Below are 13,143 nucleotides of genomic sequence, written 5' to 3'. Positions count from 1 at the left end.
GCTGCTCAAGGCGATTCCGAATGGTCGTCGCGACGATCATCGCCGCTTCGGCCCCCCTGTCGGGCTGTGAACTGGTAGACACGGTGGCACCTTTTCTGGTCGGCAACAGGGCGCCGACCGCGCTGGGCAAGATCCCCCCAGCGTACAGGGACTGGCGCTACTCGCCGTCACCGGACGTAGCTGTCTGGCCGTACTTTGAAGATCCCGATGGGGATCCTCTCACGTTCACTGCCAGGTCGGACGACCCCGACATCCTGAGCGTCACGGTTGCCGACGGCTTTGTAGAAGTCCACACGAGGCGATGGCGCGTAGCAGCGGTGACCGTTACGGCTACCGACCCCGGCGGGTTGACGGCACAGCACAGGTTCGAATCTGGAGACGTGGGGCCTTTGCCCGGGTCAATCCCGCCAGGGTATCCCGTGCCCCCGCGACCGAGGGGTCAGATCCCTTCTTTGCAGGTCCTTCGCGGTCAGAGTGCTACAGTCGACCTGCGGGACCACTTTGAAGCGTACCAGCCAGGCTTCGAGGCGACTTCGTCCTTGCCCGGCAGCGTGGGGGTGTCGGTCTCGGGCTATACCCTCACAATTGACGGCGTAGGGCTGGGCTCGGCGCTCGTGCACGTGAGCGCGAGAACCGGCGGCGGCTTGGCGACGCAGGAGTTCAAGGTCGTGGTAGATCGTCCTACGGCCCCTCTCAATTCGGCTCCGGCATTCCAATGGATTTCTTCTCGGAAAGTCATCCCGCAGGGCACCCGGTTCTCTCTCGATGTCGCGGAGTATTTTTCGGATCCGGAGGGGGATGCGTTGACGTACACGGCCAAGCGGGGCAGCCCGGTCGTGATATGGAGCCTTACGGGGAATACCCCGGTGCCGCGAGGCGCAGTCACGGCCTCGTTCGTCTCCGCGGGCAGGCTTGGCGTGACAGGCACCAGGCCCGGCTTTTCGCGGATCAGGATCACCGCGACCGATCCGGGCGGATTGCCTGTGCATGGTGACCTGATTGTTGAGGTAACGCCCCCCGTGCGCCGATGATCACATGACGAAGCACACTCCCCCACGCTGGTGTCCGCAAGACCGTTGCTCGATGTTCACTAGCAGGCGAATTGATCCGTGGCAGGTTACGTGGACATGACCGCGGCAAGTTGACAGTACTCCTGTTGACGGTGGCGGCTGGGGTCGTGGGTTGTCGCAGCGACACTACCGATCCCGTTTCCGATCCGGTCGAGCCGGATCCGTTCGGGTCGATTGCCGGTCAGTGGCGCACATGGTGTTGTGGCGTGCTTGACTCCGGAAGCACATGGGACCTGGAACTGACGAGGACTCCATCGGTGCGATTTCCGGAACGACGACGGGGAGGCGATTCTCTGGACTTGGTGCGTCGGCCCCAGCAGAGCGGTTCATTCGATCGTTGACCGAGACGAATGAGGCAAGTGCAGCGGTCGGGGGGTGCCAAATCCAGGCTAGACAAGGATGAGAGCGGCTTTCTGCATGCCGGTTAGGCTCTCCACTCCCGCCGCGCCCAAGTGGAGGAGTTCGTCGAGTTCTTCGCGAGTGAAAGGCGCCCCCTCCGCCGTCCCCTGTACCTCGACCATCCGTCCGTCCTCGAGGTAGACGAAGTTGAAGTCGACGTCGGCGGCGGCGTCCTCCACGTACTCCAGATCCAGTCTCGGCTCGCCGTCCACCATGCCGGCGCTGATCGCGGCGATCCACTGGCGGAGCGGGCTGGCCCTGAGCACGCGTTCCGTGACCAGCCGCTGGAACGCCATCTCGAGCGCGACACACGCCCCCGTGATCGAAGCCGTACGGGTGCCGCCGTCGGCGACGAGGACATCGCAGTCCACGGTCACCGTGCGTTCGCCGAGCGCGCGGAGGTCGACGGCCGCCCGGAGCGATCGGCCGATGAGACGCTGAATCTCCTGAGTCCGGCCCCGCGCGCCGCGACGCTCTCGCCGGGTGCGCTCGGAAGTGGCCCGGGGCAGCATGGCGTACTCTCCCGTCACCCAGCCGCCCCGGCCCTCGCGCCACGGCGGGACGCGTTCCTCGACGGAGGCCGTGCAAAGCACGCGCGTCATCCCCATCGTGATCGTGCACGATCCCTCGGCGAAGGGGGCGGTTCCCGTCTCCAGGGTCGTGGGTCGCAGGGCGTCCAGCGCCCGCCCGTGTGGACGTGCCGGCATGGGGCAGCCTCGGTCGAAGGGTCGAAAGGGAGAAGCGATGAACGTCGAACGCGTTGAGAGTATGCCGGGCGCGACCCCGCTGCGATGGAGGATCCCGGCAGCGTGTCTGATGCTGGCGGGCGTCACGGCAGCCTGCGCGCCGGGCGACGCTCCCGAGGCGGAAGCGGAGATCGTTTCCACGAGCGTGCTGTTCACGGGGGCGACGGTGATCGACGGGTCCGGGGAGGCTTCGTTCGTCGCCGACGTGGCGGTGGAGGGCGACCGGATCACCTTCGTCGGCGACGCCGGGGCCGCGGACCTCGCGCTCCGCGACACGATCCCGCTCGACGGCCTCCTGCTCACGCCCGGCTTCATCGACATGCACAGCCACATCAACGTCGACGAGCCGTACGGACTCCCCGCCGTCGAATTCCTCACGCAGGGGATCACGACCGGCGTCATCGGTGTGGACGGCGCGAGCAGCACCGATCTTGCCGCGCTCTACGCCGACCTCGAGGCGTCCGGCGTCGGGAAGAACCTCGTTTCCTACATCGGCCACGGCTCGGTCCGGGGGGTGGTCATGGGCATGGACAACCGCGCCCCGACGGCGGGAGAACTCGACGAGATGAGGGCGCTCGTCCGGAAGGGGATGGAGGACGGCGCCTTCGGGCTTTCCTCCGGACTCTTCTATACGCCGGGCTACTACGCGGAGGCCGATGAGGTCATCGAGCTGGGCCGGGTCGCGGCGGAGTACCCGATCGGCGGGGAGCACGCACCGGTCTACGACACGCACGACCGAGACCTCGGCGCTTCGTACCAGGGGGTCGGCTACCACAACTCGATCCGGGAAGCGATTCACATCGGGGCGGAGTCGGGACTTCGCACCATCTTCAGCCACTTCAACGCGCAGGGCGCCCACCTCTACGGACGGGCCACCGAGGGCGCGGCGATCATCGATTCGGCGCGCGCGGAGGGGATCGAGGTGGCGGCCGCGCAGCATGTCTACACGTCGACGATGTCCAGCCTGCGCGCCTACACGATTCCGCGTTGGGCGCAGTCCGGCGGACCGGAGCAGATGGTGCGCCGCTTCGCGAACCCGGACACGGCCCGGATCCTCGACGTGCAGACGATGGAGATGCTCGAGATCCGCGGCGGCCCGGAGAAGATCGTGTTCGCCGACGCGAGGCCCGAGTTCAACGGCAAGACGCTGGCGGACGTCGCGACGGAGCGCGACATGCCCGTGCCCGAGGCGGTGCGGGAGATCATGTCCGAGTCGAACCCGTGGGTGATGAACCGGGATCTCTACGACGTCGAGAACACGCGTTATCTCGCCACAATGCCGTGGATGATGACGTGCACGGACGGCGGGACGCCCGACCCCGGGGCCGAGATCGTGCATCCGCGGGTCTACGGGGGTTTCCCCAAGAAGATCAAGGACTTCGTGGACCGGGACGGGGCGATCGGGCTTCCCTTCGCAATCCGGAGCATGTCGGGCCTCGCGGCGGATTTCCTGCGCCTCGACGACCGCGGCTACATCCGGGAGGGTCTCGTCGCCGACATCGCGATCATGGATCCGGAGCGGTACACGGATCGGGCGACGTACAACGATCCGCACCAATTGTCCGAGGGCGTCGTGCACCTGCTCGTGAACGGCCGCTTCGCGATCCGCGACGACGAGGTGACCGGCGAACTCGCCGGCCGCCCGTTACGACGACCCTGACCGAGTGCGTGGCTTGCGAACGGCGGGGATAACCCTTTACCGAGCCCGTGGCGGACGGTACGATCGCCGGGCATCAGAGAGGGCGTATCAGTTGAAGGTGAGGAATGGTATGAGACCCGCACATCCGGGCGAAATCCTGCGCGAGGAACTAACCGAACTCGGGCTGTCGGCGAACGCTCTGTCGAAAGCACTTGGCGTGCCTGTCAACCGGGTGACGATGATCCTCAACGGCCAGCGAGGCGTGAGTGCGGACACGGCACTCCGGCTGGCCCGGTACTTTGGAACGACGGCGCAGTTCTGGCTGAACCTGCAGAAAACCTGGGAACTTCGCCGAGCGGAGATCGAGGCCGGTCGCGAGATCGCCAGGCAAGTGACGCCGCGGCATGCGGCGGTATAGCGGCGGCGTGGACCAACCGCGTTACGCAGCGCCCGCAGCGGCACTTCTCGCGCTGTCCTTCCTTCCGCCGCCGGCAGCAGCGCAGACGGGGCTCGTCATCGAGGACGGACAAGCGCAGATCGTCCCCGCCTTCGCGGATTCCTCGACGTGGGTCCGCCATGATCTGTGGGTCGAGACGGAGTTCGACTCCGACGGCGACGGCCGGCCGGACCGCGTGCACGTGGATGTCACGCGCCCGGGGCAGACCGATGGGGAAGGGCTCAAGGTCCCGGTCATCTACGAGACGAGCCCCTACTACTCGGGCGTCGCCGGCATCGACTTCGCGCACTTCTGGGATCTCCGCCAGGAGGTGGGCGGCGAACCACGGCCGCGCGACCCCTTCCCACCCACGATCCGCCACATCGAGAGCCAGCCGAGGATCTCGCGCTCCCACATGGCGACCTGGGTGCCGAGGGGATTCGCGGTCGTCCACTCGCAGTCGCCGGGCACGGGCCAGTCGCAGGGCTGCCCGACCGTGGGCGGCGCGAACGAGTCGCTGGGGCCGAAGGCCGTGATCGATTGGCTCAACGGGCGGGCGCGCGGCTTCACGACCGTGGACGGAAACGAAGAGGTCGAGGCCTACTGGGCGACGGGGAAGGTCGGGATGACGGGCACCTCCTACAACGGCACGCTGCCTCTGGCCGCGGCGACCACTGGCGTGGAGGGCCTCGAGGCGATCATTCCGATCGCCCCGAACACCTCCTACTACCACTACTACCGCTCCAACGGGCTCGTGAGAGCGCCGGGCGGATACCCGGGCGAGGACATCGACGTCCTGTTCGACTTCATCTTCAGCGGATTCCCCGAGGTCCGCGACTACTGCCTCACCAACGTGCGCGATGAGATGACCGCGCAGCTGGACCGGACGACGGGCGACTACAGCGACTTCTGGGCAGGCCGGGACTACCTGAACCACATCGACGGCGTGCGCGCCGCCACCCTCATGAGCCACGGCTTCAACGACTGGAACGTCATGCCCGAGCACAGCCACCGCATCTCGATGGCGCTCAGGGAGCGGGGCGTGCCGCTGCAGATCTACTACCACCAGGGGGGACACGGCGGCCCGCCGCCTCTGGAACGCATGAACCGCTGGTTCACCCGCTACGTGGTCGGCGTCGAGAACGGCGTGGAGGACGACGCTGCGGCGTGGATCGTCCGGGAGGGAGACGACCGCGAGGAGCCCACGCCCTATCCGAGTTATCCGCACCCCGAGGCCGAGTCCGTGACGCTCCGTCCGGACGGCGACGGCAACTGGACCGGCATCCTCTCCGTCGATGGCCCGGCGGATGACGACGGCGCGGGCGACGGAACGGGCACGGTCGTCGACAATTTCTCCTTCGCGGGGGACCAACTCGCCGCCGCGGAGTGGTCGAACCACCGGCTGCTCTACGCCACGCCCGAACTGCGTGAAGACGTCCATCTCTCGGGCGTCGCCACCGTCAGCGTGAGGGTGTCGGCGGACGCGCCCGCGGCCAACCTGTCCGTGTGGCTGGTCTCGCTGCCCTGGACCGGGAGCGAGGAGATCAACGACGACCTCATCACGAAGGGCTGGGCCGACCCGTCCAACGCGGCTGCCGAAGACATCGCCTCGCCCCGCACGGGCACAGGTCTCACGCCGGGAGAGTTCGTCGAAGTGGAGTTCGCGCTGCAACCCGACGATCAGGTGATTCCGGCCGGATCCCGCATCGGGCTCATGATCTTCTCCAGCGACAAGGACTTCACGCTCCACCCCGACCCCGGCACGACCCTCACCGTCGACCTGGGCGCAACCCGGCTCTCGCTGCCGGTCGTAGGAGGGAGCGCGGCCCTGCGACGCGCCCTGAGCGTGCCCACCTCCGACTAGCGCGGGCTGTCGGCCCCCGGGCGAGACAACCCTCGGCCGGAATCGGGTCTCTCAGAGGGGGTGCCCGGATCCGCGGGCATCGGCCGCCGCGTCGACTCACGCCGGGAGGGCACCATGCGCGTTCACCAGGGTCTCCTTGCCATCGGAATCCTCGGCGGCCTTGGCGTCCTCGGCGCCTGTGCCCGCGAAGGGACGGATCCCGGAGACGCGGTACGGGGCGCGGTTCAGGTCTCGGATTCCGCAGGCGTAACCTCCGTCTCACTGGGGGCGGTGGAGGAGTTGCCCGCGCCCGAGCTGTCAGCGGATCTCCTCTTCTCCACGCGGGAACTCGGGGTTGAACTGTTCCGGGTCGGAGACGCCGTCCTGCTCGAAAACGGCGGTCTGGCGGTGGCCAACACCGGTGCGAGCGAAGTGCTGCTCTTTGCGGGCGACGGTTCGCTCGCGGGCCGGGTCGGTGGGGAGGGCGAGGGACCGGGCGAGTTCGGCGCCGTGACGACGCTTCTCGCCAGCGACGCAGGGTTCCTGGCCTACGATGCCCGGCTGGCTCGCCTCACCGAGTTTTCGGAGGAGGGGGAGTTTCTCACCTCGTCGCCACTATCCGCCCAGAGCGCCATCGTGGATCTGAGACCGCTCGCCAGAGACACTGCCGGGCACATGCTCGCGATCCTCGGAGAGCAGCGGTTCTTCGCCCCCGAGGGGATGAAGAGGGATACGACCCCCCTGCTTTCGTTCCCGGATCTCGACGCCGAGCCGGACACGCTGGGAGTGCTGCCCGCCCAGGAGTGGAGTTACGGCGGGATTCCCGGTGGGGGGTTCACTCGCACCGAACCCGCGTTCGGGCGGGATATCGTCGCCAGCGGACTCGGGGACCGGGCCCTGATCGGGGATACCGAGGTGTTCGGCCTCTCCATCTACGCGGCCGACGGAACGCTGACGCGCCGTATCCGCGGCTCGGGCGGCGGTTGGACCGTCACGGCCGAGGAAATCGGAAGTTGGAGAGCGGAGCGGCTCGAACGCAGGGGGCCGGATGCCCCGGACTGGTACGTGGAATTCACCCAGAATGCCCCCTACCGGGAGACCCACCCGGCCTTCCATTCGGCCGTCCTGGGGCCCGACGAGATGCTATGGATCGGACTCGCGACCCGTTCCGGCGAGGAGACGAGACGCTGGCTCGTCATCGGTTCGGACGGACAGCCGCGCGGACAGCTGGACCTCCCCGCCGATGCGAGCGTGCTGGCGGTCGATGCCGACCGCTTTGCCCTCCTCCTGCGCGACGCACTGGACGAGGAGGAGGTCAGGCTCTACCGCTACGACCTGGCCCCGTAGCCGGGGCCGGTAACCGCCGCCGCCACGCGCGGCTGCCCGGCCGGCCGTTCCCCGCGGTAGACCGCCGCGAAACCGTTCAGGATTGTATTCGTACGTCCGATTCGGTATGCCTGTTCGGCACCATTGAAGTGTGACGTCCCCGCCCATCGAACGAGGCCGCGCGGCGAAGCATGAGGATTCAGCCCATTCTGCTCACCGGATTGCTTGCGGGCGTGACGGCCTGTGCCGGTGCGGCCCGCAACGCGCCGGACACGGCCGTGAGGCCCGACGCCGCGAGGGTGGCCGAACTCGAGGCGATCTACCGCGCCCGCGCCGAAGCCGCCCTCGAAGGGGCGCACGAGGCCGACATCCGCTTCATGACCCACATGATTCCGCATCATGCGCAGGCGCTCGTCATGGCGGGCTTCGCGCCGGATAGCGGTGCCAGCCCCTCGATCCGGACGCTCTGTGCCAGGATCATCAACGCGCAGACGGATGAGATCGCGATCATGAGCCGCTGGCTCTCCGACCGCGGGCTGCCCGTGCCCGAGACCGGAGACATGCTCGGCCACGGGGACGGGGCCATGCTCATGGCCGGGATGTTGACCCCGGAGCAACTCGCGGAACTCGAGGCCGCGCGCGGCCCGGACTTCGACCGGCTCTTCCTCCAGTACATGATCCAGCACCACAACGGCGCCGTCACGATGGTTCGGGAGTTGTTCGCCACCGACGGCGCCGCGCAGGACGACTTCGTCTTCAAACTGGCCTCCGACATCCACGTCGATCAGGCCACGGAAATCGCCCGCATGGAATTGATGCTCGAGGCGCTCGCCGCGCCGGAGCCGGGCGGCTGATTCGTGCAGCTCACTCCAATCGAAGGACTCGACATGTCCGCTGTAACGAAAGAACGCAACTACACTCGATTCTCCGCGCGCCTCGCGAGGTTGCTTGCCGGCGCGATCGCGGTAGGAGGGCTTGCCGGCTGTGCGTACCAGTCGACGTCGACCGGGATGGCCAGCGCTCCCGCCGCCCCGGCCGCCGCGCCCGTGGGACTTCAGGTCAACCCGCCCACGCCGGATCCGCGCGTCGGGCTCGCGCCCGGCATGTTCGATGCGGGCGAGGCGATCTGGAACCTCGACCTGGTGTCCGCCACGCCGCCGCCGGACCGGTTCGTGGGCCCCTCGAACTCCGATCTCGCGTTCACCGGCCCCTACGCGATCCAGGGCAACTACGATGGCATCCAGATCTGGGACATCTCCGATCCCGCCAATCCGCAGACCGTCGTGACGTACGTTTGTCCTGCGTCGCAGAGCGACGTCTCCGTCTACGAGCACCTTCTGTTTGTTTCGGGCGAGGGGTTCGGCGGGCGGCTGGACTGCGGTGAGGAGGGCGTTGAGGAGGCCGTGAGCCACGACCGGCTGCGCGGCATCCGCATCTTCGACATTTCCGACATCACGGCGCCGGAATACGTCGCGAACGTCCAGACGTGCCGCGGCTCCCACACGCACACCGTGCTGGAGCACCCCGGGGATGACGAGAACGTCTACATCTACGTTTCCGGCTCCGCCCCCGTTCGCCCGGCCGACGAACTCGCCGGCTGCTCCGGCGCGCCCCCGGACGAGGACCCGAACTCGGCACTCTTCCGCATCGAAGTGATCCGCGTGCCGGTGGCGGACCCCGCGAGCGCCGCCGTCGTGAGTTCGCCCCGCATCTTCGAAGACCTGGTGGCGCCCCCGACGCATGGCCCGGCGCCCGACGATATCGCCGCAATCGAGGCGGCCCGGGAGAGCGGTGCCTTCATCGTTGAAGTGATGGGGCAGGAGATGGTGCTGCCCGACCAGGCCACCCAGCAGTTGCTTGGGCAGATCGTGGCTCAGCGCGGAGGTGAAGGCCCGCCCACCGTTGCCGACAGTGCGGCGCTGCGGCAGGCGCTGCCTGCGATCGTGGCGCAGATGGCGGGACCAGGGCGTGGGGATGGAGACGGCCCGGAGCCCGGCCCGACGCAGTGCCACGACATCACGGTGTATCCCGCCATCGGACTCGCCGGCGGGGCGTGCGGGGGGTACGGCATGCTGCTCGACATCTCCGATCCGGAGAACCCCACGCGACTCTCCGCCGTGGCCGACTCCAACTTCTCCTACTGGCACTCGGCCACCTTCAACAACGACGGAACCGCGATCCTGTTCACGGACGAATGGGGCGGCGGCGGCGCGCCGAAGTGCCGGGCCTCGGACCCGATGGAGTGGGGCGCGAACGCGATCTTCACGATCGAGGGCTCGGAGATGGAGTTCCAGAGCTACTTCAAGTTGCCCGCGCCGCAGACGCCCGAGGAGAACTGCGTGGCTCACAACGGATCGCTGATCCCGATCCCGGGCCGCGACATCATGATCCAGGGCTGGTACCAGGGCGGGATTTCGCTCATCGACTGGACCGACCCGACGAACCCGGTGGAGATCGCCTACTTCGACCGCGGCCCCGTGAACGGCAGCCAGATGCAGATGGGCGGAAGCTGGTCGGTCTACTGGTACAACGGCGTCATCGTAAACTCCGAGATCGCGCGCGGCCTCGACATCCTTGAACTGACCCCGAGCGAGGCGCTCACACAGAACGAGATCGACGCGGCCAACTCCGTGCAGTTGACCCACCTGAATTCGCAGGGTCAGCCGATCTTCGAATGGCCCGCGACGTTCGCCTTGGCCAAGGCTTACCTGGACCAGCTGGAGCGGCACGGAGGGCTCTCCGCCGCCAGGATCGGCGCGATCCGGGCCGAACTCGCCGCCGCCGGGGGGATGTCGGGCTCCGCGCGCGCCGGCGCGCTGCGTTCGTTGGCCGACGACGTGTCCGGCGACGCCGGCGGGGCCGGAGACGCCGCGAAGGTCGGCATGTTGGCCGACGCGGTCCAGGCCCTCGCGAGTGCGGGGATGTAGGGACAGCGAGAAGAACGCCCGGCCCGGTCCGGGACATGCCCACGTTGATCGAAGCCCCGGCCGTCATCGAGGCGGCCGGGAATAAGCCCAAGCGCATCGAGGAGTACGCCGGCCGCGTCCGGACGGCGCACGATGGCGTCAGCGTGGCGCGCATGGTGGCGCCGTCCGGGTGGGTCGAGCCGGGTCAGCGCCCCGAGTTCGAGGAGATCACCGTCGTGCTACGGGGCACCCTGCGCGTCGAGCACGAGGGCGGCGTCCTGGAGGTGGGGGCCGGCCAGGCGGTCGTGGCGCATCCCGGCGAATGGGTCCGTTACAGCACCCCGGGCGCGGAAGGGGCGGAGTACGTCGCCGTCTGCCTCCCCGCCTTCTCCCCCGACACCGTCCACCGCGATCCTTAGGGCGCAAGCCCCTCCCAGCGGACGTCCGGTACGTCACGGAATCGTTCCACCATCACCTCGAGGGCGTCGGGATTGTCGTCTACGAGGATGAAGTCCCGTCCCAGTTCGTGGGCGGCCATTCCCGTCGTCCCGCTCCCCGCGAAGAAATCCAGCACGAGGTCGCCGGGGTTCGATGAGGCCGTGATGATGCGGCGCAGGATGCCGAGCGGCTTCTGGGTCGGATACCCCGTCCGCTCGGCGCCGCTCGTGGGGACGATCGTGTGCCACCAAGTGTCCGTGGGCAGCTTCCCGCGCGCGGCCTTCTCGGGACCGACGAGCCCCGGCGCCATGTACGGGATCCGCTCGATCTCGTCCACGTTGAAGGTGTAGTTCGACCGGTCCTTCACGTAGAACAGGATGTTGTCGTGCTTCGCCGGCCAGCGCGTCTTCGGTCGAGCGCCGTAGTCGTACGCCCAGATGATCTCGTTCAGGAGGTTCTCCGGCCCGAACAGGTCGTCCAGGAACAGGCGGCAGTGGTGCACTTCCCGGTAGTCGACGTGGACATAGAACGACCCGTGCGGGGCGAGGACGCGGTACGCCTCGACGAGCCGGGGCCCGAGGAACGCGAGGTAATCGTCGAACCGGTCATCAAAGCGGCGTGTGCCGAGCGCGGTCGTCTCGTAGCGCGCTCCCTGAAACCCCGTCCGGTCCCCGCCATCGCCGTCTGCGGTGCGGCGCGTCCGGATTCGCGTCCGCCGCTGCGTCGTCCCCGTGTTGAACGGCGGATCGATGTAGATGAGATCCACGTGGCCGGTGGGGAGGCTCCGCAGCGCGTCGAGATTGTCAGCGAGGATGATCCTGGGCATCACATCTCCCGAGCGGTGCGGCCCGTGCGACGCGGCGAGGGCCTGGACTCCAGAAGTTAGAACCTCGACCCGGAAGGGCTCAACGCGCGCTCGCGAGGTGACGGCCATTGCCCGTTCGCAGTCTGGACACCACGATCAACCCCCGTTGTATCGATCGTTCGAAGCGGGGCCGACCCGATTCCACGTCAGGCCACCGTAGACGCTCGACATGCGCCGCGCGAGGGCGCCACACCGGAGACGCCAATGGAATACGATCCTTCCCTCCCCTGGTACCGACGCCTTCACTGGCAGGTGCTGTCGGCCATGATCCTGGGCCTCGGCGTGGGCTGGGCCTTCGGGCTGCCCGCGGCCAATGCGATCGGCTGGATCGGCGAGCTGTTCATGAAGCTGCTCCGGATGATCATCGTGCCGCTCGTGCTCACGTCGATCGTGTCCGGGGTCGCCTCGGTGGGCGGGGGGAGGGCCATCGGCCGCCTGTTCAGCAAGACGATGGGCTACTACGTGCTGTCGAGCATGCTGGCGGCGCTGACCGGGCTCCTGATGGTGAACCTCATCCGGCCGGGCCGGAACGCGGACATGGGCGCGGCGGCCCAACAGGAAGTGCCCGAGCTCAGTACGCCGGATTCCGCGGTCGACCTCGTCCTCGACATCGTCCCGAACAACTTCTTCGCCGCCGCCTCCGCGGGCGACATGCTGGCAATCATCTTCTTCTGCATCGTCTTCGGCGCGGCGATCACGGGACTGCCGGAGAAGCCCCGCGTGGTGGTCACCGACATCTTCAACGCCTTCTTCCAGGCGATGATGGCGCTCACGTCGGGGATCATAAAGTTCCTCCCCATCGGAGTGTTCGCGCTGATCACGAAGATGGTGGGCGAGACCGGCTTCGATCGCTTCGCCGCGCTCGCGAAGTACTTCGCGACGATCGGGTCGGGCCTCACGATCCACCTCTTCATTACCATGCCGCTCCTGCTCATCGTGCTGGGCCGCATCAAGCCGATGGTCCACTTCGCGAACCTGCGCGAGCCGCTCCTGACCGCGTTCTCGACGAGTTCCTCAGGCGCCACGCTCCCGGTCACGATCAAGACGCTGCGCGAAAAGGTCGGCGTCTCGAACAAGGTTTCCTCGTTCGTGCTCCCGATGGGGGCCACCGTGAACATGGACGGCACGGCGATCTTCGAGTGCGCCGGCGCCCTCTTCATCGCTCAGGTGCTCGGCGTCGACCTCAGCATCGGGCAGCAGGCGATCGTCGTCGTGACGGCGCTCCTCGCCTCGATCGGGGCGGCGGCGGTGCCCTCGGCCGGCGTGGTCGTGATCTTCATCGTGCTCAACGCGATCGGCCTCGGCGACAACCCGGAGGCGATCACGATCGTGGGCGCGATGCTCGCGATCGACCGTCCGCTCGACATGTACCGCACCGCGGTCAACGTGTTCAGCGACTCGTGCGGCGCCGCGATCATCGCCCGCTCCGAGGGAGAGGAGGGGGTGGACACCGAAGTCCGCGGCTGACCGCGGTG

General features: G+C 67.9%; 11 protein-coding genes. 9 read left to right on the top strand and 2 right to left on the bottom strand.

All coding sequences use genetic code 11. The features are described from left to right. The first annotated feature begins 20 nt into the window (after positions 1-20). The gene (locus ACOOGH_RS13230; protein WP_420449355.1) at positions 21-1,031 is read left to right on the top strand and encodes a hypothetical protein; all 1,011 of its coding nucleotides are present in this window, start codon (positions 21-23) and stop codon (positions 1,029-1,031) included. Positions 1,032-1,459: 428 nt separating this feature from the next. Here the strand turns inward: ACOOGH_RS13230 and rph are convergent, their stop codons facing one another. Next, the gene (rph, locus tag ACOOGH_RS13225) at positions 1,460-2,176 is read right to left on the bottom strand and encodes a ribonuclease PH (RefSeq protein WP_420449354.1); all 717 of its coding nucleotides are present in this window, start codon (positions 2,174-2,176) and stop codon (positions 1,460-1,462) included. A 37-nt stretch (positions 2,177-2,213) separates the two neighbouring features. On the opposite strand from rph, the gene ACOOGH_RS13220 reads away from it, so the two are divergent. The 7 genes from ACOOGH_RS13220 to ACOOGH_RS13190 all read left to right on the top strand — a co-directional run bounded on the left by ACOOGH_RS13220 (position 2,214) and on the right by ACOOGH_RS13190 (position 10,784). After that, positions 2,214-3,875 (top strand): N-acyl-D-amino-acid deacylase family protein, encoded by a 1,662-nt coding sequence (locus tag ACOOGH_RS13220; protein WP_420449353.1) that lies wholly within the window; start codon positions 2,214-2,216, stop codon positions 3,873-3,875. 109 nt (positions 3,876-3,984) lie between these two features. After that, positions 3,985-4,272 (top strand): HigA family addiction module antitoxin, encoded by a 288-nt coding sequence (locus ACOOGH_RS13215; protein WP_420449352.1) that lies wholly within the window; start codon positions 3,985-3,987, stop codon positions 4,270-4,272. Then, positions 4,259-6,154 carry a Xaa-Pro dipeptidyl-peptidase gene (locus ACOOGH_RS13210; protein ID WP_420449351.1) on the top strand — a complete coding sequence of 632 codons (1,896 nt, stop codon included), beginning with the start codon at positions 4,259-4,261 and terminating at the stop codon, positions 6,152-6,154. Before ACOOGH_RS13215 ends, ACOOGH_RS13210 begins: the two co-directional genes overlap by 14 nt. 114 nt (positions 6,155-6,268) lie before the next feature. Continuing rightward, positions 6,269-7,480, top strand: a complete 1,212-nt coding sequence (locus tag ACOOGH_RS13205) for a hypothetical protein (protein ID WP_420449350.1) — start codon at positions 6,269-6,271, stop codon at positions 7,478-7,480. A gap of 170 nt (positions 7,481-7,650) precedes the next feature. Next, the gene (locus ACOOGH_RS13200) at positions 7,651-8,313 is read left to right on the top strand and encodes a DUF305 domain-containing protein (RefSeq protein ID WP_420449349.1); all 663 of its coding nucleotides are present in this window, start codon (positions 7,651-7,653) and stop codon (positions 8,311-8,313) included. Positions 8,314-8,346: 33 nt separating this feature from the next. Beyond that, a complete protein-coding gene (locus tag ACOOGH_RS13195) occupies positions 8,347-10,386 on the top strand; it encodes an LVIVD repeat-containing protein (protein ID WP_420449348.1) in 2,040 nt (679 codons plus the stop codon). A gap of 35 nt (positions 10,387-10,421) precedes the next feature. Further along, entirely contained in the window at positions 10,422-10,784 is a 363-nt protein-coding gene (locus ACOOGH_RS13190) for a cupin domain-containing protein (RefSeq protein WP_420449347.1), read from the top strand. Here the strand turns inward: ACOOGH_RS13190 and ACOOGH_RS13185 are convergent. After that, positions 10,781-11,629 carry a DNA-methyltransferase gene (locus tag ACOOGH_RS13185; RefSeq protein WP_420449346.1) on the bottom strand — a complete coding sequence of 283 codons (849 nt, stop codon included), beginning with the start codon at positions 11,627-11,629 and terminating at the stop codon, positions 10,781-10,783. The two genes, ACOOGH_RS13190 and ACOOGH_RS13185, sit on opposite strands and share 4 nt — an antisense overlap. 243 nt (positions 11,630-11,872) lie before the next feature. Between ACOOGH_RS13185 and ACOOGH_RS13180 the strand changes: the two genes are divergently transcribed. After that, the gene (locus ACOOGH_RS13180; protein ID WP_420449345.1) at positions 11,873-13,135 is read left to right on the top strand and encodes a dicarboxylate/amino acid:cation symporter; all 1,263 of its coding nucleotides are present in this window, start codon (positions 11,873-11,875) and stop codon (positions 13,133-13,135) included. Positions 13,136-13,143 lie beyond the last annotated feature (8 nt).

The sequence above is a fragment of the Candidatus Palauibacter sp. genome (assembly GCF_965213655.1).
GTDB lineage: Bacteria > Gemmatimonadota > Gemmatimonadetes > Palauibacterales > Palauibacteraceae > Palauibacter.
The sequence above is the reverse complement of the archived record's forward strand: the minus strand, read 5'-3'. Positions and strand labels throughout refer to the sequence as shown.